General features: G+C 57.0%; 26 protein-coding genes. 10 read left to right on the top strand and 16 right to left on the bottom strand.

Annotated elements, in window-relative coordinates; all coding sequences use genetic code 11:
• The first annotated feature begins 209 nt into the window (after nucleotides 1-209).
• The 5 genes from anmK (at nucleotide 210) to pdxY (ending at nucleotide 4,784) form a co-directional block, all read left to right on the top strand.
• Entirely contained in the window at nucleotides 210-1,334 is a 1,125-nt protein-coding gene (anmK, locus tag SPE70_RS14450; RefSeq protein ID WP_012968043.1) for an anhydro-N-acetylmuramic acid kinase, read from the top strand.
• A gap of 92 nt (nucleotides 1,335-1,426) precedes the next feature.
• Entirely contained in the window at nucleotides 1,427-1,750 is a 324-nt protein-coding gene (gene mliC / locus SPE70_RS14445) for a C-type lysozyme inhibitor (RefSeq protein ID WP_032691200.1), read from the top strand.
• 57 nt (nucleotides 1,751-1,807) lie between these two features.
• A complete protein-coding gene (pdxH, locus tag SPE70_RS14440; RefSeq protein ID WP_032731006.1) occupies nucleotides 1,808-2,464 on the top strand; it encodes a pyridoxamine 5'-phosphate oxidase in 657 nt (218 codons plus the stop codon).
• Nucleotides 2,465-2,588: 124 nt separating this feature from the next.
• On the top strand, nucleotides 2,589-3,863 hold the full coding sequence (gene tyrS, locus SPE70_RS14435; protein WP_012968045.1) for a tyrosine--tRNA ligase: 1,275 nt from the start codon (nucleotides 2,589-2,591) through the stop codon (nucleotides 3,861-3,863).
• Nucleotides 3,864-3,923: 60 nt separating this feature from the next.
• Nucleotides 3,924-4,784, top strand: a complete 861-nt coding sequence (pdxY, locus tag SPE70_RS14430; RefSeq protein ID WP_008804638.1) for a pyridoxal kinase PdxY — start codon at nucleotides 3,924-3,926, stop codon at nucleotides 4,782-4,784.
• 42 nt (nucleotides 4,785-4,826) lie between these two features.
• Here pdxY and gstA read toward each other — a convergent pair whose 3' ends face one another.
• From gstA to blr, 13 genes are all read right to left on the bottom strand, one after another.
• Nucleotides 4,827-5,432, bottom strand: coding sequence for a glutathione transferase GstA (gene gstA, locus SPE70_RS14425; protein ID WP_008804639.1), 606 nt, complete (start codon nucleotides 5,430-5,432; stop codon nucleotides 4,827-4,829).
• 110 nt (nucleotides 5,433-5,542) lie between these two features.
• A complete protein-coding gene (gene dtpA, locus SPE70_RS14420) occupies nucleotides 5,543-7,048 on the bottom strand; it encodes a dipeptide/tripeptide permease DtpA (protein WP_008804640.1) in 1,506 nt (501 codons plus the stop codon).
• Nucleotides 7,049-7,649: 601 nt separating this feature from the next.
• Nucleotides 7,650-8,285, bottom strand: a complete 636-nt coding sequence (gene nth, locus SPE70_RS14415; RefSeq protein ID WP_008804641.1) for an endonuclease III — start codon at nucleotides 8,283-8,285, stop codon at nucleotides 7,650-7,652.
• A 1-nt stretch (nucleotide 8,286) separates the two neighbouring features.
• Nucleotides 8,287-8,985: an electron transport complex subunit E gene (locus SPE70_RS14410; protein ID WP_008804642.1), complete on the bottom strand. Its 699-nt coding sequence runs from the start codon at nucleotides 8,983-8,985 to the stop codon at nucleotides 8,287-8,289.
• Between the two features lie 2 nt (nucleotides 8,986-8,987).
• Nucleotides 8,988-9,608, bottom strand: a complete 621-nt coding sequence (gene rsxG, locus SPE70_RS14405) for an electron transport complex subunit RsxG (RefSeq protein WP_032691405.1) — start codon at nucleotides 9,606-9,608, stop codon at nucleotides 8,988-8,990.
• A 10-nt stretch (nucleotides 9,609-9,618) separates the two neighbouring features.
• Nucleotides 9,619-10,671 (bottom strand): electron transport complex subunit RsxD, encoded by a 1,053-nt coding sequence (gene rsxD, locus SPE70_RS14400; RefSeq protein ID WP_064165813.1) that lies wholly within the window; start codon nucleotides 10,669-10,671, stop codon nucleotides 9,619-9,621.
• Entirely contained in the window at nucleotides 10,672-12,831 is a 2,160-nt protein-coding gene (gene rsxC, locus SPE70_RS14395) for an electron transport complex subunit RsxC (RefSeq protein WP_136047343.1), read from the bottom strand.
• Nucleotides 12,824-13,402 carry an electron transport complex subunit RsxB gene (gene rsxB, locus SPE70_RS14390; RefSeq protein ID WP_008804646.1) on the bottom strand — a complete coding sequence of 193 codons (579 nt, stop codon included), beginning with the start codon at nucleotides 13,400-13,402 and terminating at the stop codon, nucleotides 12,824-12,826. Before rsxB ends, rsxC begins: the two co-directional genes overlap by 8 nt.
• Nucleotides 13,402-13,983, bottom strand: coding sequence for an electron transport complex subunit RsxA (gene rsxA / locus SPE70_RS14385; protein WP_002907658.1), 582 nt, complete (start codon nucleotides 13,981-13,983; stop codon nucleotides 13,402-13,404). Before rsxA ends, rsxB begins: the two co-directional genes overlap by 1 nt.
• A 78-nt stretch (nucleotides 13,984-14,061) precedes the next feature.
• Nucleotides 14,062-14,502: a DUF2569 domain-containing protein gene (locus SPE70_RS14380; protein ID WP_008804647.1), complete on the bottom strand. Its 441-nt coding sequence runs from the start codon at nucleotides 14,500-14,502 to the stop codon at nucleotides 14,062-14,064.
• Between the two features lie 75 nt (nucleotides 14,503-14,577).
• Nucleotides 14,578-14,793: a transcription modulator YdgT gene (ydgT, locus tag SPE70_RS14375; RefSeq protein ID WP_004202843.1), complete on the bottom strand. Its 216-nt coding sequence runs from the start codon at nucleotides 14,791-14,793 to the stop codon at nucleotides 14,578-14,580.
• Nucleotides 14,794-15,011: 218 nt separating this feature from the next.
• Nucleotides 15,012-16,382 (bottom strand): GH1 family beta-glucosidase, encoded by a 1,371-nt coding sequence (locus SPE70_RS14370; protein ID WP_008804648.1) that lies wholly within the window; start codon nucleotides 16,380-16,382, stop codon nucleotides 15,012-15,014.
• 115 nt (nucleotides 16,383-16,497) lie between these two features.
• The gene (blr, locus tag SPE70_RS14365) at nucleotides 16,498-16,635 is read right to left on the bottom strand and encodes a division septum protein Blr (protein WP_012541534.1); all 138 of its coding nucleotides are present in this window, start codon (nucleotides 16,633-16,635) and stop codon (nucleotides 16,498-16,500) included.
• Between the two features lie 190 nt (nucleotides 16,636-16,825).
• Here blr and SPE70_RS14360 point away from each other — a divergent pair, with 190 nt between their 5' ends.
• On the top strand, nucleotides 16,826-17,866 hold the full coding sequence (locus SPE70_RS14360) for an oxidoreductase (protein WP_032735785.1): 1,041 nt from the start codon (nucleotides 16,826-16,828) through the stop codon (nucleotides 17,864-17,866).
• Nucleotides 17,867-17,901: 35 nt separating this feature from the next.
• Here the strand turns inward: SPE70_RS14360 and add are convergent, their stop codons facing one another.
• Nucleotides 17,902-18,903 (bottom strand): adenosine deaminase, encoded by a 1,002-nt coding sequence (gene add / locus SPE70_RS14355; protein ID WP_064170290.1) that lies wholly within the window; start codon nucleotides 18,901-18,903, stop codon nucleotides 17,902-17,904.
• Between the two features lie 157 nt (nucleotides 18,904-19,060).
• Nucleotides 19,061-20,209, bottom strand: coding sequence for an MFS transporter (locus tag SPE70_RS14350; RefSeq protein WP_163590720.1), 1,149 nt, complete (start codon nucleotides 20,207-20,209; stop codon nucleotides 19,061-19,063).
• Between the two features lie 275 nt (nucleotides 20,210-20,484).
• Here SPE70_RS14350 and SPE70_RS14345 point away from each other — a divergent pair, with 275 nt between their 5' ends.
• Together SPE70_RS14345 and SPE70_RS14340 are read left to right on the top strand one after the other, a co-directional pair.
• Entirely contained in the window at nucleotides 20,485-20,868 is a 384-nt protein-coding gene (locus SPE70_RS14345; RefSeq protein WP_228961007.1) for a winged helix-turn-helix transcriptional regulator, read from the top strand.
• 242 nt (nucleotides 20,869-21,110) lie between these two features.
• Complete coding sequence (locus SPE70_RS14340; protein WP_008804653.1) at nucleotides 21,111-21,296, top strand: hypothetical protein; 186 nt, start codon at nucleotides 21,111-21,113, stop codon at nucleotides 21,294-21,296.
• A 9-nt stretch (nucleotides 21,297-21,305) separates the two neighbouring features.
• On the opposite strand, the gene SPE70_RS14335 is transcribed toward SPE70_RS14340, so the two are convergent.
• A complete protein-coding gene (locus SPE70_RS14335) occupies nucleotides 21,306-21,674 on the bottom strand; it encodes a hypothetical protein (RefSeq protein WP_064170287.1) in 369 nt (122 codons plus the stop codon).
• A gap of 273 nt (nucleotides 21,675-21,947) precedes the next feature.
• Here SPE70_RS14335 and cybB point away from each other — a divergent pair, with 273 nt between their 5' ends.
• Together cybB and SPE70_RS14325 are read left to right on the top strand one after the other, a co-directional pair.
• The gene (cybB, locus tag SPE70_RS14330; RefSeq protein WP_008804655.1) at nucleotides 21,948-22,475 is read left to right on the top strand and encodes a cytochrome b561; all 528 of its coding nucleotides are present in this window, start codon (nucleotides 21,948-21,950) and stop codon (nucleotides 22,473-22,475) included.
• A gap of 106 nt (nucleotides 22,476-22,581) precedes the next feature.
• Nucleotides 22,582-22,857, top strand: coding sequence for a metal/formaldehyde-sensitive transcriptional repressor (locus SPE70_RS14325; RefSeq protein ID WP_004101746.1), 276 nt, complete (start codon nucleotides 22,582-22,584; stop codon nucleotides 22,855-22,857).
• Nucleotides 22,858-22,871: the final 14 nt, after the last annotated feature.

The raw sequence follows: 22,871 nt of genomic DNA, 5'->3' as shown, positions 1-22,871 counted from the left end.
GCATTTAGTCGCCGGCGGGCATAGCTTCCGCCCTGACTATACAAAAAATAATAATTAATGATGCTTCAACCTAAACTAAACGCCGGTTCTTTACGGTGTTCTCTGAAATGTCGCTCTATTGTTAAAAAGTATTATAACAACATAGCATTAGCGGGCGCTTTATGGTGGAGTGAGGCGTATACGAGGGTCATGGAATGAAGGAAAAACGTATGAGATCGGGTCGCTTTATTGGCGTTATGTCCGGTACCAGCCTTGATGGTATCGATGTCGTATTGGCCGCCATCAACGAAAACATCGTGGCGCAGCAGGCCAGTCTCACCTGGCCCATACCACACCCAATAAAAGAAGAGATCCTCGCGATTTGCCAGGGCCAGTCGTTGACCCTCTCACAACTGGGGCGTCTGGACACTCGTCTGGGGCGGCTGTTTGCCGATGCCGTACTGGCGCTGATGCGCCAGGAAAATCTCAAGCCCACCGACGTTATCGCTATCGGCTGCCATGGACAGACCGTATGGCATGAACCGCAAGGCGACGCGCCGCACACGCTGCAAATCGGCGACAACAACCAGATCGCCGCGCATACCGGAGTCACGGTGGTGGGGGATTTTCGCCGGCGCGATATGGCGCTTGGCGGGCAGGGGGCGCCGTTGGTCCCGGCATTTCATCATGCGCTGCTGGCGCATCCCATTGAACGGCGGATGGTGCTGAATATCGGTGGCATCGCCAACGTGTCGCTGCTGGTGCCGGGGCAGCCGGTGCGCGGCTATGATACCGGGCCGGGAAATATGTTGCTGGACGCCTGGATCTGGCGTCAGCAGGGTAAACCGTATGATAAGGATGCCCAGTGGGCCAGCGAAGGTAAAGTGATGCTGCCGCTGCTGCAGGACATGCTGAGCGATCCGTGGTTTGCTTTACCGGCGCCGAAAAGCACCGGTCGTGAATATTTCAATTACGGTTGGCTGGAAAAACATCTGGCCCGTTATTCGGGACTGCGTGGACAGGATGTGCAGGCCACGCTGGCGGAATTAACCGCTGTGACCATCAGTGAGCAGGTATTGTTAAGCGGCGGCTGCGAGCGTTTGTTAGTGTGCGGCGGCGGCGCGCGTAACCCCTTGTTAATGGCGCGCCTGGCGGCACTGCTGCCGGGAACCGAAGTCTCCACCACCGATGAGGCGGGGATCAGCGGCGATGATATGGAGGCGCTGGCCTTTGCCTGGCTGGCCTGGCGCACGCTGGCTGGGCTGCCGGGTAATCTTCCCTCAGTGACCGGCGCCAGCGAAGCCACGGTGCTGGGCGCCATTTTCCCGGCTAACCCGCCGCAGAATCGGAGTTAACTGAAATCTTAAACACGGCGCGACCGGTAAACTGGACAAGTTAAGCGGAGGGCGGAGTGCCCTCCGTGACCGGGAAAGTCGAAGGCAAACGAATGAAAAAAATTCTTATCGCAGTTGTACCTTTTATGCTGGCGGGCTGTAGCTACTACAACCAGTTTGTCGAGCGGATGCAGACGGACACGCTGGAGTATCAATGCGACCAGAAACCGTTAACGGTCCATCGCAATAATACCCGCCAACAGGTGAGTTTTATCTATGATAATCAGCAACTGAACCTGGCTGAGGGGCTGTCGGCTTCGGGGGCGCGCTACACCGACGGCGTCTACGTCTTCTGGTCGAAGGGCGATACCGCTACCGTCTATAAACGCGATCGCATCATCCTCGATAACTGTCAGCTGCAGACGGCCAAACGTTGAGATTTCTGTCGGGGGGGCGCACAATAACGCCACCTTATGACTACATCCTCAATGGCCATGTCTGATAACGACGAACTCCAGCAAATCGCGCACTTGCGCCGTGAATATACCCGTGGCGGTTTGCGTCGCCACGATCTTCCTGCTGAACCCCTGCCGCTGTTTGAACGCTGGCTGCGTCAGGCCTGTGACGCGAAACTCGCAGACCCGACCGCGATGGTGGTTGCTACCGTTGATGAGCGCGGCCAACCTTACCAGCGTATTGTGCTGCTGAAGCATTACGATGAAAAAGGGCTGGTGTTTTATACCAACCTTGGCAGCCGCAAAGCCCATCAGATTGAAAAAAATCCCCAGGTGAGCCTGCTGTTTCCGTGGCATATGCTGGAGCGCCAGGTGATGGTGATCGGCAAAGCGGAGCGCTTGTCGACGCTGGAGGTGGTCAAATATTTCCACAGCCGTCCGCGCGATAGCCAAATCGGCGCCTGGGTCTCCCAGCAGTCCAGTCGCATTTCCGCCCGCGGGATCCTGGAGAGCAAATTCCTCGAGCTGAAGCAGAAATTCCAGCAGGGGGAAGTGCCGCTGCCGAGTTTCTGGGGCGGATTCCGCGTCAGCGTCGAGCAGATGGAGTTCTGGCAGGGGGGCGAACATCGGCTGCATGACCGCTTTTTATACCAGCGTGATAATGGCGCCTGGAAAATAGACCGCCTGGCACCGTAAACGCCGAAATTAGTTATCGAAGCGCTGGCGCTGAAAGGGCCGGCGCTTTATTCTATGTACTTTTCGCATCTGGCGAAAAGTCGTGTACCGGCAGAGGTGCAGTCGTTTATACATGGAGAATTTGATGGCAAGCAGTAACTTGATTAAACAATTGCAAGAGCGGGGGCTGGTAGCCCAGGTGACGGACGAGGAAGCGTTAGCAGAGCGACTGGCGCAAGGCCCGATCGCGCTCTATTGCGGCTTCGATCCTACCGCTGACAGCTTGCATTTGGGGCATCTTGTTCCATTGTTATGCCTGAAACGCTTCCAGCAGGCAGGTCATAAACCTGTAGCGCTGGTGGGCGGCGCAACCGGTCTGATTGGCGACCCAAGCTTTAAAGCCGCTGAGCGTAAGCTAAATACCGAGGATACCGTGCAGGAGTGGGTGGATAAAATCCGCAAACAGGTGGCCCCGTTCCTTGATTTTGACTGTGGCGACAACTCGGCGATCGCGGCGAACAACTATGACTGGTTTGGCAGCATGAACGTGCTGACCTTCCTGCGCGATATCGGCAAACACTTCTCTGTTAACCAGATGATCAACAAAGAAGCGGTGAAGCAGCGTCTGAATCGTGACGATCAGGGTATCTCCTTTACCGAGTTCTCCTACAACCTGCTGCAAGGGTACGACTTTGCCTGCCTGAACAAGCTGCACGGCGTAGCGCTGCAGATCGGCGGCTCCGACCAGTGGGGCAACATCACCTCCGGTATCGATCTGACCCGTCGCCTGCACCAGAACCAGGTGTTTGGCCTGACGGTTCCGCTGATCACCAAAGCAGATGGCACCAAATTCGGTAAAACCGAAGGCGGCGCCGTGTGGCTGGATCCGAAGAAAACCAGTCCGTACAAATTCTACCAGTTCTGGATCAACACCGCGGATGCTGATGTCTATCGTTTCCTCAAGTTCTTCACCTTTATGGACATGGCGGAGATCAATGCTCTGGAAGAAGAAGACAAAAACAGCGGTAAAGCGCCGCGCGCCCAGTACGTGCTGGCAGAGCAGGTGACGCGCCTGGTCCACGGCGAAGAAGGCCTGGAAGCGGCGAAGCGCATTACCGAAAGCCTGTTCAACGGTAATCTGAGCGACCTGAGCGAAGCAGATTTCGAACAGCTGGCGCAGGATGGCGTGCCGATGATCGAAATGGAAAAAGGCGCCGATCTCCTGCAGGCGCTGGTGGATTCCGAGCTGCAGCCGTCCCGCGGTCAGGCGCGTAAAACCGTTGCCTCGAACGCGGTGACCATCAACGGTGAAAAACAGGCCGACCCGGAATATGTATTCAGCGACAGCGACCGTCTGTTCGGCCGCTACACCTTACTGCGTCGCGGTAAAAAGAATTACTGCCTGGTCTGCTGGAAATAAAAAATAAAACCAGGGCGTGGGAAACCACGCCCTTTTTCTTTTTAGGGTTGTGGTAAGAAAATGAAGAACATCCTCGCCATTCAGTCTCACGTTGTGTTTGGCCACGCCGGCAACAGTGCCGCCGAGTTTCCGATGCGCCGTCTGGGCGCCAATGTCTGGCCCCTGAATACCGTTCAGTTCTCCAACCATACGCAATACGGTAAATGGACCGGTTGCGTGATGCCGCCTTCACACCTGACGGAGATCGTCCAGGGCATTGCCGACATCGACAAGCTGCAGACCTGCGATGCGGTTCTGAGCGGCTACCTCGGTTCCGCTGAACAGGGCGAGCATATCCTCGGTATCGTGCGTCAGGTGAAAGCGGCCAATCCGGCGGCGAAGTACTTTTGTGACCCGGTGATGGGCCATCCGGAGAAAGGGTGTATCGTCGCGCCCGGCGTGGCGGAATTCCACGTGCGCTATGCGCTGCCGGCCAGCGATATTATTGCGCCGAATCTGGTTGAACTGGAGATCCTGTGCGGTCATCCGGTCGCCAGCGTCAGCGAAGCGGTAGCTGCTGCGCGGGAGCTGATTGCCCAGGGGCCGGAGGTGGTGTTGGTTAAACATCTTTCCCGCGCCGGTCTGAGCATGGATCGTTTTGAGATGCTGCTGGTGACGGCCGAAGAAGCCTGGCATATCAGTCGGCCGCTGGTGGATTTTGGCCTGCGTCAGCCGGTTGGCGTCGGCGATGTGACCAGTGGACTGCTGCTGGTGAAACTGCTGCAGGGTGCCAGCCTGCGCGATGCGCTTGAGCACGTTACCGCCGCGGTGTACGAGATCATGCTCACCACCAAAAACATGCAAGAGTATGAACTGCAGGTGGTGGCGGCGCAGGATCGCATTGCCGTACCGGAGCACTGCTTCAGCGCCACCCGGCTGTAACTCCCCGGGCCTGCCCGACGGTCCGCCGGGCAGGTTCAGGCCTTATTTTAAGCCTTCAGCCGCCAGTGCGGCCGCCACCGCCGGACGCGCTGCCACCTGCGCCATCCAGCTGTCGATATGACCATAGGCAGCCATATCCAGTTTTATGCCATAGCCCCAGCGCAGCACGGTGAACAGATAGCCATCGGCGATAGTAAAGCGATGGCCGGTCAGCCACTGTTTATCTTCCAGCGACGTATCAACATACTGCAGTTTCTTCTCGAGCAACGCCCGCGCGACAGGCTTATAGTCTTCCGGGGTATCCGGGCGGAACAGCGGGGTAAAGCCTTTATGCAGCTCGGTGGCCACGTAATTCAGCCACTCCAGGGTCTGGTAGCGGGCAATGGAGCCCACTGGCGCCAGCAGATGGCGGTCCGGCACCTGATCGGCGATGTACTGCATAATAGCCACGCCCTCAGTGAGCAGGATGTCATCATCCAGCAGCAACGCCGGCACCTGACCTTTCGGGTTGATCAGCAGATAATCATCCCCGTTTTCCAGCCGTTTTTTGGCCAGGTCCACGCTCTGCAACGTGAAATCCAGGCCGCTTTCGCGCAGGGCGATATGCGAGGCCAGGGAACAGGCGCCGGGTTTGTAGAACAGTTTCATGCGTAACTCCTCGTGGCTGCAGTTTTCTGTATGTTAGTCCCGCCAGGGGTAAAAAAAAAGCCGCTAACCTAACGTTAGCGGCTTAAAAATAATTGGTTTTCCCTGCGGCGTCAGGCTGCCGCGGTTTCGCGTGCTTTCAGGTCTGCGCTGTCGTCCTGAGTCATACGGTTCAGCTTCGGCGCCGTGAGCAGCATCAGGGCGGCGATAACCGCGGTGACGATACCAATCTGCAGGAACACGTGGCCGTACACTTCCAGCGACACCAGCGGATCGGTGACGTTTTCCGGCACCGCCATCAGGTTGGCGATTTTCCCGGCGATGATCGCCGCGCCGGCGGTAGTGAGGAACCAGCTGCCCATAATGAAGCCCATCAGACGCTGCGGAACCAGCTGCGCGACCATCGCCAGGCCGAGGCCGGAAATCATCAGCTCACCAATAGACTGCAGCGCGTAGCTCAGAATGAGCCAGTTAACCGAGACGATGCCGGCGTCGCTGGCGAACTTCGCCCCTAAAGGCAGGACGAGGAACGCGCCGGAGCACAGTACCATGCCGATAGCGAACTTGTGCGGCATCGGCAGGCGGTCGCCCATCTTGTTATAAATGGCTGCCAGAATAGGGCTACCAATCATGATCCAGAACGGGTTCAGCGCCTGATACTGTTCCGGTTCGAAGGCGATACCGAGGATCGAGTGCTCAACGTTACGAATCGCGAAGAAGTTCAGAGAGGTTGGCATCTGGCTGTACAGCACGAAGAAGACAATCGCTTCTACCATCAGCAGGAAGGCGACGATCATTTTACGACGCGCGGCACCTTTCAGACCGATGGTTTCTTTGGCGAAAATCACGACGATACCCAGTGCGACGACGCCCAGCACCATACGTGCGATGCCCTGATTGTGCAGCAGCCAGGTGGCGATGGCGACCAGCACCACCACGCCAGCGATGGTCGCCAGCAGTTTGCCCATGTGTACCGGGGCAAAGTCCGGTTTCGAACCGTACTGTTTTACCCATTTCTGGCAGAAGGCAAAGTTAATAATCGTGATCACCATCCCCACCACGCTGAGGGCAAACGCCACGCTCCAGCCGAAGCGAGCGGCCAGCCATGGGGTTGCCAGCATCGAGAAGAACGAACCGATGTTGATGGACATGTAGTACATGGTGAATGCACCGTCCAGACGGGGATCGTTTTTGTCATAGCAGGTAGAAAGCAGGGATGACGGGTTGGCTTTGAACAGACCGTTACCGACGGCGATGGTCGCCATACCCATATAGACGATGGCAGCATCATGGCCGGACCAGGCCACCAGCGCATAGCCGATGGCCAGCACGATAGCGCCCAGCATGATGACACGTTTGGTGCCCAGCACTTTATCGCCCAGCCAGCCGCCAATAGCAACCAGACCATAGACCAGCGCGCTAAAGGAGGAGAACAGAGTAATGGAATCCGCTTCCGACATACCCAGCTGTTTTACCAGGTAAACGGCCATGATCCCTTGCAGGCCGTAATAACCAAAACGCTCCCATAACTCGATCGAGAAAATGAGATAGAACGCGCGTGGTTGTTTGAAAGCGTTCAGACTCACGCTTTCTGCTGGTTTATTGTTTGCAGTAGACACATATACCTCTTTTTTTACATCCCATATTTACTGGGGGGTGTTCGGGGCGCAATCTCGTTGGACCGCCGCCTTTATAGTTATTTTGGGAGGGAAAACGGCAGGTAATGTTCACTATCCTGGCGCGTCAGGCAAGGCCTTTGTAATAAACTGTTACACATAATGTGGGTGGCATAATGCTCCGGACATATGAATGTTATCCAGAGTTAAATTTCACCGTTTCGTTATGATTGCTATTTTTATCTTTTTCATCAGTCTGATTTCGTTAAAAAGGCGATATATTCTACTGATTGACCTCATTGGTAGTGATATGGTCCATTATCCTAAAAATTAATGGTCTATTATCCTGGTAATCTTTGCTCAATCGTTGTATTGCCTGACATTTGTTTTCATTTTCACAACATGTAATCAACATAAAGTTGCGAGCATGATCTCGATCACAAATGTATAGAAATTTTGCATCGAGAAAAAATGAAAGCACTGATTGTTCGTTATATAGCCGGATTATTACCCATCATAAGAGACATTTTCTGGTGGTAACGGCGGGTTAAATACACAAATTCGAGCCATAACTCAGGGTTAAGTTATGGCTCAGAAGAAGGGATCAGGCGTAGACTTTCTCTTTAAATTCGCAGAGGTCTTCAATCAGGCAGGAGCCGCAGCGCGGCTTGCGGGCAATGCAGGTATAACGTCCATGCAGGATCAACCAGTGATGACAGTCGACCTTAAACTCGGCGGGGACCACCTTCAGAAGCTTCTCTTCCACCTGCTCAACATTCTTGCCAGGGGCGAATTGCGTCCGATTGCAGACGCGGAAGATGTGCGTGTCCACGGCGATGGTCGGCCAGCCAAAGGCGGTGTTTAGTACCACGTTGGCGGTTTTACGGCCCACGCCGGGCAGCGCCTCCAGCGCCGCTCTGTCTTCCGGCACCTCGCCGTTGTGCTGCTCGAGCAGGATGCGGCAGGTTTTGATGACGTTTTCCGCTTTGCTGTTAAACAGGCCGATAGTCTTGATATACGATTTCACCCCATCCACCCCCAGCGCCAGCATCGCTGCGGGCGTATTGGCCACCGGATAGAGTTTGGCTGTCGCTTTGTTGACGCTGACATCGGTGGCCTGCGCAGAAAGCAGAACGGCAATCAGCAACTCGAACGGCGAACTGAAATGCAGTTCGGTAGTGGGATGGGGATCGTTTTCCCGCAGCCTGGTGAGGATCGCCAGGCGTTTGGCTTTGTTCATGTTACGCTTTCCCTGTCACGTCAGACGGGGCGACAGAAACGGCCCGGGCCGCTTGCGCCTTCCGCTGCTTGCTACGTTCATCGATGAGGTATTTTACCGCCAGCATCATGCCGAGGCCAATAAAGGCGCCTGGCGGCAGCATAGCCAGCAGGAAGGGGGTATCCGTATGGAAAACCTCGATGCGCAGCACCTTTGCCCAACTACCAAGCAGGCTGTCGGCGCCGTCAAACAGGGTGCCATTGCCAAGGATCTCGCGCAGGGAGCCCAACACAAACATCGCGCAGGTGGCGCCCATGCCGATAGAAAAGCCATCCAGTGCCGACAGCGCCGGCCCTTTTTTGGCGGCAAAGGCTTCGGCGCGGCCGACCACGATGCAGTTGGTCACAATAAGCGGGATGAAAATCCCCAGCGACTGATAGAGGCCGAAGGCATAGGCGTTGATCAGCATCTGCACGACGCTCACCACCGAGGCGATGATCATCACGTAGATGGGGATCCGGATCTCCGCCGGCGTCCAGCGGCGCAGGCTGGAGATGGTCAGGTTGGTTAAGGTTAGCACCAGGGTGGTCGCCAGACCCAGCCCGAGGGCGTTGGTGGCGGTCGAGGTGACCGCCAGCAGAGGGCACATCCCTAACAGCTGAACCAGGGCGGAGTTATTTTTCCACAGGCCCTGGACGATGACGTCTTTAACTTCGCTCATGGTCATTCTCCACAGGCGGTGAATTCAGGAAGTTGCGCAGGCAGCGTTTGTGCATACAGGCCTGCGCGCTTAACGGCATTGACCACCGCCCGGGGGGTGATGGTGGCGCCGGTGAACTGGTCAAAATCGCCGCCATCTTTTTTGACCGCCCAATGGCTGTCGCCCTGACCGTGGATGACTTTCCCGGCAAAATGGGTGATCCAGTCCGACAGGCGAAGCTCGATTTTATCGCCCAGGCCCGGCGTTTCATGATGCTCGGTCACGCGGGTGCCGAGGACCGTGCCGCTAAAATCGGCAGCAACCAACAGCTGTATTGCCCCGGAATAGCCATCTGGCGCGGTGGCTTCCATCACCGCGCCGATCGGCTGGTCGTTATTTTTGGCTATCCACACTTTATGCTGGCCTTTGCCCAGCGCCGGGGCGCTGACCAGATAGCAGCTCTTGAGCAGATCGTTATTATAGCGGTCGGCGGGTAAGACCTGATCAAATAACGCTTTCTGCTGCAGGGCCGCCTGCTGATCGATAGTGCTTTTCGTCAGTTCATTGATCGCCGCCGTCAGTCCGGTGGAACCGGCGGCAAACAGCGCCAGCGTGACGCCGTGTTTTCGCATCGTTTTTAACATCATCGCTCTCTCAACGGTGGCCGTACACGCGCGGGCGCGTGTAATAATCGATCAGCGGCACGGTAATATTCGCCAGCAGAACGGCAAATGCCACGCCATCCGGGTAACCGCCGAAGCAGCGAATAAGCCACACCAGCAGGCCGGCGAGGGCGCCGAAGATCAGGCGGCCGCGGTTGGTTGTTGAAGCCGTCACCGGGTCGGTCAGAATAAAGAAAGCACCGAGCATGGTGGCGCCAGAGAACAAATGCATCTGCGGCGACGCCAGGCTTTGCGGCGAGAATAACCAGCCGAGGGTGGCACACAGCCCAAGGCTAAGGAGAAAGCTGACCGGAATATGCCAGCGGATCGCTTTCTGCCACAGCAGGAACAGACCGCCCGCCAGCCAGGCGATATTCACCCACTGCCAGCCGAGGCCCGCCAGTACGCCACCGTAAACCGGCAATTGCAGCACCTGCTGGACGCTATGCCCGGCATGCAGAGAGGTTTTAAAGGTATCCAGCGGGGTGGCCTGGCTGATGCCGTCGATACCCAGTCGCAGGCTGGCCATGTCGCCCCCGGCGGCGGTATGCCCGGTAAAGATCATCTGCAGCACATCGCTGAACGCCGGAAGCTGGGCGGCAATTTCATATGAAGGCAGCCAGGAGGTCATCTGTACCGGGAATGAAATCAACAGCACGACGTAGCCGATCATCGCCGGGTTGAAGGGGTTATGGCCTAATCCACCGTACAGCTGCTTGGCGATCACCACGGCAAAGGCAGTGCCGAGCACAACCATCCACCAGGGGGCCAGCGGCGGAATACTCACCGCCAGCAACAGGCCAGTGAGCAGGGCGGAGTTGTCCTTCAGGGTCGCCACAATATGCTGTTTGCGCAGTTTGAGAATAGCGGCTTCCGTTGCCCAGGCCGTCAATGCGGCGAGGACAATCTGCAGTACGGTACCCCAGCCGAAAAACCAGGTCTGGACCACAATGCCAGGCACGGCGGCGAGCAGCACCAGCAGCATAATACGCGAGGTCTGCCGCTGGTTATGGGTATAGGGGGAGCTTGCGATTCTGAAAACCATTTATTCCTCGTTAACTGCCTGCTGTGTTGCTTTACGCGCCTGAACGCGGGCGATAGCCGCGGCGACGGCCGCTTTGCGTGGGTCGTCATTGGCTGCGGCTGACGCGAGATCCGGTTGTGCGGCCTGTTGTTCGGCTTTGCGCGCTTTGGCGCGGGCGATGGCGGCTTCCACCGCGGCTTTACGCGGGTCGACCGGCTCGGCTACCGGGGCTTCCACCGGCGCAGCCTGCTGTTCGGCTTTACGCGCTTTGGCGCGGGCGATGGCGGCTTCCACCGCGGCTTTACGCGGGTCGACCGGCTCGGCTACCGGGGCTTCCACCGGCGCGGCCTGCTGTTCGGCTTTGCGCGCTTTGGCACGGGCGATAGCGGCTTCCACCGCGGCTTTACGCGGGTCGACCGGCTCGGCTACCGGGGCTTCCACCGGCGCGGCCTGCTGTTCGGCTTTACGCGCTTTGGCGCGGGCGATAGCGGCTTCCACCGCCGCCTTGCGTGGATCTGCTGCGTCGGTCGACAGGGTTTCCACCGACGCGGCCTGCTGCTGTGCCTTGCGTGTCCGGGCTTCGGCCTTCCGCGCTTCGCGGGCGGCAATCGCCTCGCTGTTATCCGGTTTGGCGCCAGACTGAATCACGATCGGTTGCGCCGCATCACGCTGTTTATCGCGTACCCGGGCGAGGGCGGCGTTAATCGCATCCTGATCTTTGGCGGCAGGCTGAACGGCAGCTTTTTTATGTCGTTCGGCGCGGGCGGCTTTTTCACGCTCCAGGCGCGCCTGTCGGGCTTCGAATCGCGCTTTAGCTTCTGCGGCGCGCTGCTCTTCCTGGCGAATCGCGCTGATCTCCGCTTTCTCCTGACGGAAGTACTGCACCAGCGGAATATTGCTTGGGCAAACCCACGCGCAGGCGCCGCATTCTATGCAGTCCGCCAGATTGTGCGCGGTGGCTTTATCGTGCTGCTGGCCTTTGCTGAACCAGTACAGCTGCTGCGGCAGCAGATCGGCCGGACAGGCGTCGGCGCAGGCGCTACAGCGAATGCAGCCTTTCTCTTCCTGCGGCTCGCCCATCTCGCTGGAGGAAGGCGCCAGCAGACAGTTGGTGATCTTCACCACCGGGACATCCAGCCCCGGCAGGGTAAAGCCCATCAGCGGGCCGCCCATGATCACCATTGGCTCGGCGCTGGCGCAGAAGCCGGCGTCGTTAAGCAGATGGCGTACCGGGGTACCAAGGCGCGCCCAGACGTTGCCCGGCCGCGAGACCGCCTCGCCGGTCAGGGTGACCACGCGCTCCGTTAACGGCTCGCCGTCAATCACCGCGCGTTTTATCGCATAGGCCGTCCCCACGTTCTGCATCAGCACGCCAATATCCGACGAACGACCGCCATGAGGCACCTGCTTGCCGGTGAGAATTTGGGTAAGCTGCTTGGCCCCACCGGAGGGGTATTTAGTGGGGATCACGCGCAGCGAGATGCCATGGGCGTCGCAGAGCACCGCCCGCAGCATCGAAATGGCCTGCGGTTTATTGTCTTCAATGCCGATCAGTACTTCGTCAGGCTGCAGAATATGCGCGAGGATGCGGATCCCGTCGACAATCTGCGCGGCGCAGTCCTGCATCAGGCGGTCGTCCGCCGTGATATAGGGTTCGCATTCGGCGGCGTTAATAATCAGCGTCTTAATTTTATCGCCGCCGCCGCGCAGTTTGCTGCCGGTGGGGAAACCGGCGCCGCCGAGGCCCGCGACGCCAAACTGATGAATGCGTTCGATAAGCGCTTCGCGCGTACGGACCTGATAATCACTCCAGCCATCGCGCTCAATCCAGCGGTCTTCGCCGTCGGCGTCAATGATCACGCTCATCTCCGCCAGCCCCGAAGGATGAGCGGTGGTGTGCGGGGCGATGGCGGTAACGGTACCGGAGGTCGGGGCGTGTACGGGCAGCATTCTTCCCCATCCGCGGGTCAACGGCTGGCCGCGCAGCACCCGATCGCCCACCTTGACGCACAGTTCGCCTTCGGCGCCAATATGCTGCTTGAGCGGAATGATAAGGCGCTGCGGCAGGGACACCTGGCGCAGTGGGGTACCGTTAGACTGGGTTTTCATTTCGGGCGGATGAATACCGCCGTTAAAATCCCAGACTTTATCTTTTCGGAAAGCGGAAAATAACTTAAACATGTTGTTCCACAGGAATATTGCGCACCGGGATCGCATGGAGATCCCATTTCCAGGTTTCCGGGGTGGTCGCCACCGGAACGAGCGAAATGCACTGGGTCGGGCAGGGGGCAACGCACAGATTACAACCGGTGCACAGGTCGTTCATCACGGTATGCATGGCGCGGGTTGCCCCGACAATCGCATCCACCGGACACGCCTGGATGCATTTGGTGCAGCCAATGCAGTTCGGCTCGTCGATTACCGCGAGCATACGAACTGGCTCCGCCTCCTGTTCATCGCCATCGACCGGCTGCGGGTCGACGTTCAGTAAGGCGGCGATTTTTAACATTACGGCTTCGCCACCCGGCGCACAGCGGTTAATTTTTTCACCCTGGGCACCAACAGCTTCCGCATAGGGACGACAGCCGGGGTAGCCGCACTGCCCGCACTGGCTCTGCGGCAACAGTTCATCAATTTTTTCCACCACCGGGTCGTCCTGCACCGCGAAACGGCGGGAGGCATACCCCAGTATTAAGCCGAAAATCAGCCCTAACAGGCTGATGGCGATCACGGCTATCCAGACTGCGCTCATTACAACTTCACCAAACCACTAAAGCCCATAAAGGCCAGAGACATTAAACCGGCGGTAATCAATGCGATGGCATTACCGCGAAACGGCGCGGGCACATCGGCCACCACCAGGCGTTCGCGGATCGCCGCGAACAGCACCATCACCAGCGAGAAACCGACGGCGGCGGCAAAGCCGTACAGCGCGGACTGCAGGAAATTGTGCCCCAGATTAATATTCAGCAGCGCCACCCCGAGTACGGCACAGTTGGTGGTGATCAGCGGCAGAAAAATACCCAGCAGGCGATAGAGCGCCGGGCTGGTTTTACGCACGACCATTTCAGTGAACTGAACCACCACGGCGATGACCAGAATAAAGGCCAGCGTGCGTAAATAGACCAGATTTAAGGGGATAAGGATCCAGGTATCAATCAGCCAGGCGCAAATAGAGGCCAGCGTCATCACGAAGGTGGTGGCAAGCCCCATCCCCATTGCGGTTTCCAGCTTTTTGGAAACCCCCATAAACGGGCACAGACCAAGAAACTTCACCAGAACGAAGTTATTGACCAGGACTGTACCAATAAAGAGCAGTAAATAATCAGCCATCATGCGACCTGAAACGAAAAAAAGCCGCTTATTATCGAATAAAACGATACCGGCGACAACAGGTTAAGTGTGGGGTTATTACGGATGAACAAAGGTCCGTTTTACCCGCTGGGAACGGCGAAAATAGGGCGCCAGGAGCGCGGCAGCCAAGAGTGGAAACAGCAGCTGGCGCAAAGCAAGGACATCCGAGACGGGAGAGAAGGCAAATGCCTTTATCGCCAGCAGCAGGGTGATGAGCAGCCAGATAATATAGTGCTTAGGAACCAGCGAGCGCCGCTTAAAGAACGCGATGGTCAGCCAGAGCGTGTAATACCACATGGCGACGGCAAACAGCAGCGAAGCGAGCCACAGCGCCAGATGTCCGGTGCTCATGGCGCGGAGCAGGGCATACGTCTGCGTCGACATGAGAGCATTAGCAAAAAACAGCAGCGATAAGGAGGCGCTCAGCAGCGCCACCAGCAACCAGGCCAGCGGTGCCAGCAGCCATCCGCCAATGCGTTCTGCAGATTGAGACGTCATGTTACTCCCCTATTCAACGCCAGTAATGAAAATCAGGCCGGGAAGTATAAGCAACTGGCGTGAAGGATGACAGCCTTACTGCACGAATCGCCAAACGGATTTAGGCACCTGGCCCACATCGAACAATTTACCACCGGAGACCAGCTCTGCCCGGCGGTGGTCGGCCGCACGATACATATTCACGATCTCTTCGGTGTCGGTCAGGGAGTAGTTAAGGTGATCAAATAGTTTTTCAAGACTTTCGAGCGAACTGATTTTGCGGAATTTTAATAAATAGTCCAGAACGGTCATTTTCGTATCCATTTTATAATCGGAATAATTATGTTGAATATTATCAGCATTCACTAAACCTACTCTCAACCAACGGCGCCTTCTGAATGGGGCCGGGTGGAATGATTCAGGTTATATAAACCCATGACAAGGGGCGAGAGCCGACCTTGAAGAGCAGGGAGAAGTTTAAGAATATTCTAAAACCAGACCGGGCGCCGAATGGCGCCCGCAAGAGAAGATTAACGCTGTTCGCCGTGACTGGCAATAACAGATTTGTACCAATAAAAACTCTTCTTTCGTTTGCGTGCCAGATTTTGCTGGTGATCGACATAGACAAAGCCGTACTGCTTTTGATACCCGTTGAGCCAGCTCAGTAGATCGATAAACGACCAGGGATAATAGCCGCGCACATCCGCCCCCAGCGCCAGCGCCTTTTCCAGGGCGCCAATATGGCTGCTCAGGTAGTCGATTCGCGGATCGTCGACCACTTCTCCGGCAATTATCGGGTCTTTCGCTCCCAGGCCATTTTCGGTGATATAGATCGGGATATCGCCATAGCGTTCCTTGATCATCATAATGCCGTCCGTCAGCCCCTGCGGCCAGATTTCCCATCCCCATTCGGTATAGGTGCTCTGCGGATTACGCACGAAATAGAACAACCCCTCCACGCCAGGTTCGCCACCGGTGGGGATGTTGGGCGGCTGGGCGGACACCGTTTCCCGGCGATAGTAATTCAGCCCGATAAAGTCACAGCGATTCTCGCGCAGTAGTGTGTCATCGTCCGGGGCAAAGCGCGGTACCCCCCACAGAGCCTGGGTCTGCGCCAGCAGGGCGGCAGGATAGGTGCCTTTCAGTACCGGGTCGTAAAGCCAGTGGGTGTGGATGGCGTCAGCCAGTTCGGTGGCTTTTTTGTCCGCCTCACTGTCGGTGAGCGGAGTATGCGGCTGTAGCACATTGACGAAGCCAATCTCGCCCGCCACGTTCATCTCGCGGAATGCCTTGACCGCCAGCGCATGGGCGATAAACACGTGATGACAGGCCTGAATGGCACGCGCCGGATCGCGCACCGCCGGGGGATGCAGACCATTAATGTAGCCGTGACCAATGAACACGATGGTTTCGTTAAAGGTCGCCCACAGCTTCACCCGTGAACCAAAGCGCGCATAGCACAGGCGGGCGTACTCGGCGAAGGCCTCGGCGGTAGTGCGTGCTTCCCAGCCACCCTCATCCTGCAGGGCCTGCGGCAGGTCCCAGTGATAGAGGGTGATCATCGGCTCAATATTGTGCGCCAGCAGTTCGTCGATCAGATCGCTGTAAAACTGTACGCCGGCTTCATTCACTTCGCCGCGCCCGGCGGGCAGCAACCGGGGCCAGGAGATAGAGAATCGATAACTTTGCAGGCCCATTTCGGCCATTAACGCAACGTCTTCGCGAAAACGGTGATAGTGATCGACCGCGACATCGCCGGTGGTGCCTTCAAAGGTGGTACCCGGCAGGTGAGAGTAGATGTCCCAGATTGACGGTCCTTTACCGTCTGCGTCGTGCCCACCTTCAACCTGATACGCTGCGGTAGCGGCACCCCATAAAAAATTGTGCGGAAAAGCGGCCATGAAAAAGCTCCCAGTCTGATGATAGAGGGAGTGTAATCAAAGCAAGGATAGCTGTGCAACCGGTTTCTGAAACCGGTTGCACAGTTGCGAGGCGGGTCACTGTTTCACGGCGGCGCTACTTTGTCTGCACCACATCCGCTGGCGGTGGCGACTGGTAGTTATCAATATGGTGGGCGATAACCAAAAGCAGTGCGGAAATCCCAAAAACAATCCAGCCAATAAGTTCTACAATACGGGTAAAAACAGTCGTCATAACACTTCAGTATCCTTTGAACACAGTGGGAAATGTTACTCCATGGTCAGCAGATCACAAGGGGTATCTGTCTGATTTTGCACGCATGCGGGAAAACAGCTGTGAATCAAATGATAAATTTTGCTCATTGTTTGTAAGATTATTCTCATCTACGCGATATTGACATTAGCTGAATAAGTGAGGCGGTAACATGAGTGACGCGATCCGGGTAGGGCTGATAGGCTACGGTTACGCCAGCAAAACGTTTCACGCGCCGCTGATCGGCGGCACGCCGGGCATGGCGCTGACGAGGGTCTCCAGCAGCGAGGCCGGCAAAGTCCATGCCGACTGGCCGGGGGTCAGGGTGGTGAGTGCGGCAAAGGACTTGCTCAACGATCCTGATATTGAGCTGGTGGTCATCGCCACCCCGAACGATACCCACTTTCCGCTGGCGAAAGCGGCGCTGGAAGCGGGCAAACATGTGGTGGTGGATAAACCCTTTACCGTGACACTGTCACAAGCACGCGAGCTGGAGAGTCTGGCGAAGCATTGCGGCCGGGTGCTGTCGGTGTTTCATAACCGCCGCTGGGACAGTGACTTCTTAACCGTCAGGGCGTTAATTAACGAAGGTCAGCTGGGGGAAGTGTGTTACTTTGAGTCGCATTTCGATCGCTTCCGCCCCCAGGTGCGTCAGCGCTGGCGTGAGCAGGGTGGTCCCGGAAGTGGTATTTGGTACGATCTGGGGCCACATCTGCTCGATCAAGCGGTGGTGCTCTTTGGCCTGCCGGTGAGTATCACAGTCGATCTCGCTCAACTTCGCCCCGGCGCGCAATCCACCGACTATTTTCATGCCGTGCTGGCCTATCCCCAGCGGCGGGTGGTGCTGCATGGCACATTGCTCGCTGCGGCGGAGAGCGCGCGCTTTATCGTCCACGGCTCGCGGGCCAGCTATATTAAGTTCGGCCTTGATCCTCAGGAGGAACGGCTAAAAAACGGTGAACGACTGCCGCAGGAGGACTGGGGGTATGATATGCGCGACGGTACTCTGACCCGCGCCGAAGGCGACGAACGAAGCGAGGAGACATGGCTGACGCTGCCGGGCAACTATCCCGCCTACTATGCCGCCATTCGCGACGCGCTTAACGGGGAGGGAGAAAACCCGGTCCCGGCCAGCGAGGCGATTCAGATCATGACGTTGATTGAGCTGGGTATCGAGTCAGCCAGACATCGCGCCACGCTCAGCCTGGTGTGAGGGGGAGCCCGGCAGCGCTGCCGCCGGGCCGGTGATCAACCTTTCGCCACCCGCTGAATGAGAGCGGCTTTTTCCTGTTCGCTCAGAAACGCCTGGGTCAGACCGTTGATCTGTGCCTGACGGATCAGCTCCCTGCTCAGGCCCGCCGCCGGCGCCGCCACGGTGTACTCGTGAATGATATCGACGCCCTGCACCGCCGGATCGTCAGTGTTGAGGCTCGCAAGCACGCCGTGCTCAAGGAACTGCTTCAGCGGATGCTGGGCCAGCGAAGCCACGGTGCTGGTTTGCACATTCGAGGTCAGGCATGATTCAATGCCGATCTGATGTTTGGCCAGGTAGTCCATCAGGGCCGGATCCTCTACCGCTTTGACCCCATGACCGATGCGCTCCGCGCCCAGCTCGCGGATGGCCTGCCAGATACTTTCCGGTCCGGCCGCTTCGCCAGCGTGGACGGTAATATGCCAGCCAGCGTCGCGGGCCTGATTAAAATGGTTGAGGAACAGCGTGCCCGGGAAGCCCAGCTCATCACCGGCCAGATCCAGCGCGGTGATGCCCTCGCGGTGAGCGAGCAGCGCCGCCAGCTCTTCCTGACAGGCCGCTTCACCGAAGGTGCGGCTCAGAATGCCGATCAGGCGGGCGTCGACCTGAAAATCGCGGCTGCCTTCACGTACGCCCGCGATCACTGCCTCTACTACGCCGTCGACAGGAAGCTGGTGGGTCATCGCCATATAGCGGGGAGAGAAGCGCAGCTCAACGTAGTGCAGGCCATTGCGCGCGGCGTCTTCGACGTTCTCGTATGCCACGCGACGGCAGGCTTCCAGTGAGGCAAGGACTTTTACCCCCCAGTCGAGCTTGGCAAGAAAACTGACCAGATCGGGCTCAAGGCTGGTGACCTGGACGTGGGGACGCAGCGTGTCGAGGGTGGAAGCGGGAAGGGCAATATTAAACTCGCGGCCAAGATCGAGGATGGTTTGGGCCCGGATGTTACCGTCAAGGTGGCGGTGAATGTCGGTTAATGGCAATGAAGAATCAATCATGGTCGCACTCTTTTTTTAGTTAAAGTGCACGTCATTATACAACATGTACATAACTGTTTAAAAGCATTGAAAAAATCCATTCGATACAAACAGCTGGGGCTTCTCTGGTCACTTTTCCGCTCTTTTTCGCTGCGCCATTTTACAGCGAGCACGACGTTCATGATTGACGCGATCCTGACCAGACCAGAAAAGCACAGGCGCTGACCGCGGCGCCGGCAAGGCAGACCGCCTGCCATCCCCAGTGAGAATAGAGCTGGGTGGCGACGATAGCGCCTGCCGCGCTGCCCAGCGAATAAAAACACATGTAAGCCCCAACCAGGCGGCTTGCCGCTGCAGGCCTGGCGGCAATAATCAGACTCTGGTTGGTGACATGAACGGCCTGCACCGCAAAGTCCAGTGCGATAACGCCCGCTATCAGCCAGAGCAGAGAAGTTTCGGCACAGGCGATAGGCAGCCAGGAGAGCGCCAGCAGCGCCAGCGCCAGGCCGGTCGTGCGCTGCGCCCATCCCTGGTCAGCCCATCTGCCCGCCCTTGAGGCGGCCAGCACGCCAGCGATGCCGGCTAAGCCAAACATCCCTGTCTGGGTGTGCGACAGGGAAAGAGCGGTGAGCGGCATGACCATGGTCGTCCACAGCATGCTGAAAGCGGCGAAGATCAGCAGCGCCAGGATCCCGCGCTTTCTCAGTTGCGGTTCAGTAAGATACAGCTGAAAAACTGACTTCAGTAAGGATAGATAAGTGGGCTTTTGCGGCTGCGGCGGGGGCGAAGGCATGACTTTCCAGACGACGCCGGCAATCAACAACATCAGACAGGCAGCCGTGAGATAAACGGCTCGCCAGCCGGCGATATCAGCGATCGCCCCTGATATAAAACGAGATAACAGAATGCCTGAAACAATGCCGCTGGTCAGGGTACCTACCGCCTGGCCTCGTTTCTGCGGCGTCGCCAGTATCGCCACCCACGCCACCATCAACTGCACCACCACGGCCATCAGCCCGACGATCAGCATGGCACCCAGCAGGATCGCGATATTAGGGGATAACCCTGCCACGACTAACGCCGCCACTGACAGCAACAGCTGAGTCAACACCACGTATTTACGGTTCAACCCGTCCCCGAGCGGAACCAGGAACAGCAAACCAATGGCATAGCCCGCCTGCGTTGTCGTGACGACGCTGCCAATCATACCGGGCGACACCTTCAGGCTGACCGCCATCGAGTCGAGTAAAGGCTGAGCTGAATAAACGTTGGCTACCGCCAGCGCGCAGGTCAATGAAAACAGCGCCGTTATCCCCGCGGTCAGCATCGTGACAGGGGCTGACGCGGTCGGGATCTCGTGCTCGGTACACAAACTTGCCTTGCATTTCATAAGAGGCCTGCACTCTGGTTGCTTTTTAAAACTAGTGTGCCTATAAAACTAGCCATAGTGGTTTTCTTTTGCAACTGCTACGAGGGGAGATTAAGCTGGCAACAGCAGACTGATAGACGGAGAGCACGCAGATGGCGAAACAGGAATCACTCAGAACCAGTGAATGTCCGGTGGCAAGAACGCTGGAATCAATTGGAGAACGCTGGTGCCTGATGATTATTCGCGAGGCCTTTGACGATGTGCGGCGCTTCAGCGAGTTTCAAAAGAATCTAGGGCTGGCCAAAAATATCCTTGCCTCGCGGCTGAAGCACCTGGTCGATATCGGTATTTTCGAGATTTTACCGGCATCGGATGGCAGCGCCTACAAGGAATACGTCCTAACTGAAAAGGGGCGCTCTGTGTTTCCCATTGTTGTGGCGATGCGGCAATGGGGAGAGCGTTATATGTTTGATCAGGGGGAAACCTATTCTGTCCTGCTGGATAACGAACACGGTCAGCCGCTTCAGTATCTGGATGTGCGTTCCGCTCAGGGGGATAAACTGCAACCAGGCGACTGCCATCGCCGGCGCGTAGTGTCGGATATCAGCGGCGAATGAAGGTCTGAAGGGGAGCGCGATCCCAGCAAGAGTACGAGCGTACCACTAAGTGGTCCTGGAACCATCCTGACGTCTCTTTTCGTGGCGGCTCCTGATGGCCCCCCCAGGACGCCGCGACAGGCGAGCCACCGTCCGCCGCAGAATGCTGTGCATAATCATTTGCATTTATATTTTATTTGAATGTATTCATGTTACATATTAAATTCTGCTTACTTTATCGACGATGAGGCAAGGATGCGGATGTGGAGAGCGTAATCCATAACAATATTGAGGGTTTTCTGCTGCTGCTATTAAGCATGTGGCCGATTCTGATTGTGGTCTTTATTGGCGTTGCGATTTCATTCTATACCATGCTGTTACGCAAAACGGCGCTGGCCTGCCTGCTGTTCGCCGTCGCTATCGGCGCCGCAGGCTGGAGCCTCGCTTAGCATCCGATCTCAGGGTTTATCCAGCAGACTCATGCTGGAGGTGGCGGCGCCATCATTGAGATTGGACGGTGCATGCCAGTCGCGGCCAGCCAGTGCGCTATCGCCCTGGCCGCTGCTGGCGACCATATCCTGTTGCGTCGACATCGTCGAGCCTTCCAGCGCTTCATCGGCCCCCGACTGATCGGGCAGGGAGCTGGTATACCCGCCATTGTTTGAGTAAGTATCCATACCATTCACTTCATTCGGTACCGTGTCGGTGGTGGTGCCATCATCGTTTATGCAAAATGATCCGCCAATGCCGTTAGGCTGGCAATCCGCGGCAAAAGCCGGGCCGGCCAGCGAGGCCAGCAACAATAGCGGTAAGCCGATTTTCTTCATTTTCATCTCCATGCGCAACGTGGCTCGACAGATGCTCTCTACTATAGAGAAGGACAGGGCGGTGGCAGGTGACAAAACTGTTTAATTTTGTAATAGCGTACCGACTGCCGGTTGCCCGTTCACTTCAGCACGTCGAGGCATGCTGCGCCTTCCCGGGTCGGGAGCGGATCGGCGCAATGCGGTAATCAATTGTTAATTCAACGTAAAGGTTAATGAAAATTTAAGAGAAGGCCGCTATGTTGGCGATATCACTCTTTCCATTAAGGAAATTCCATGCGCGATAAATATTCGGGCCTGCAGATCGGTATTCACTGGTTGGTCTTTTTGCTGGTGGTGGTGGCTTATGCGGCAATGGAGCTACGTGGATTTTTTCCCCGTAGTGACCGGCCGCTGATTAATATGATTCATGTCTCCTGCGGGATCACCATCTGCGCGCTGATGGTGGCGCGTTTGCTGGTGCGGCTGAAGTCGCCAGCGCCGCCGATCGTGCCGAAACCGTCGCCGATGATGACCGGTTTTGCTCATCTCGGCCATCTGGTTATCTATCTGCTATTTATTGCCTTGCCGCTGATCGGGATGGTGATGATGTACTGGCGCGGAAATCCCTGGTACGCCTTTGGCCTGACCATGCCGTATGCCCCACAGAGCGATTTTGAGCGGGTGGATACCCTGAAGGCGATCCATGAATGGTTAGCCAACGCCGGGTACTTCGTCATTGGCCTGCATGCCCTTGCCGCGCTGGTCCATCATTACTGGTGGAAAGATAATACCCTGCTGCGGATGATGCCTCGTAAGCGCTAAATGATCGTTACCCTTTTTGCCTGACCCCGTCCCGCGACGGGGTTTTTTTTGCCTTTATGGGTAATAAAATATAGTATACCCCCCTATATGATACGGAGGCGTAATCGTGCCACATTCACCTGAAGATAAAAAACGGGCGCTCAGTCGCGTACGCCGCATCCGCGGCCAGGTCGAGGCCCTCGAGCGCGCGCTGGAGTCCGGCGAACCCTGCATGACAATCCTGCAGCAGATTGCCTCGATTCGCGGTGCGGCAAATGGCCTGATGGGCGAAATGGTGGAGATCCACCTGCAGGACGAGCTGGTTAGCGGCGAGACCACCCCGGACCAGCGGGCCGCGAGAATGGCAGAGGTCGGTCATTTGCTACGATCCTATTTAAAATAACATCACGACGAGGA

It is taken from the genome of Klebsiella sp. ZJOU C1 (genome assembly GCF_035620215.1).
In the GTDB taxonomy this organism is placed as follows: Bacteria; Pseudomonadota; Gammaproteobacteria; order Enterobacterales; family Enterobacteriaceae; genus Klebsiella; species Klebsiella variicola.
This window is presented reverse-complemented; position numbering and strand designations above follow the sequence as displayed.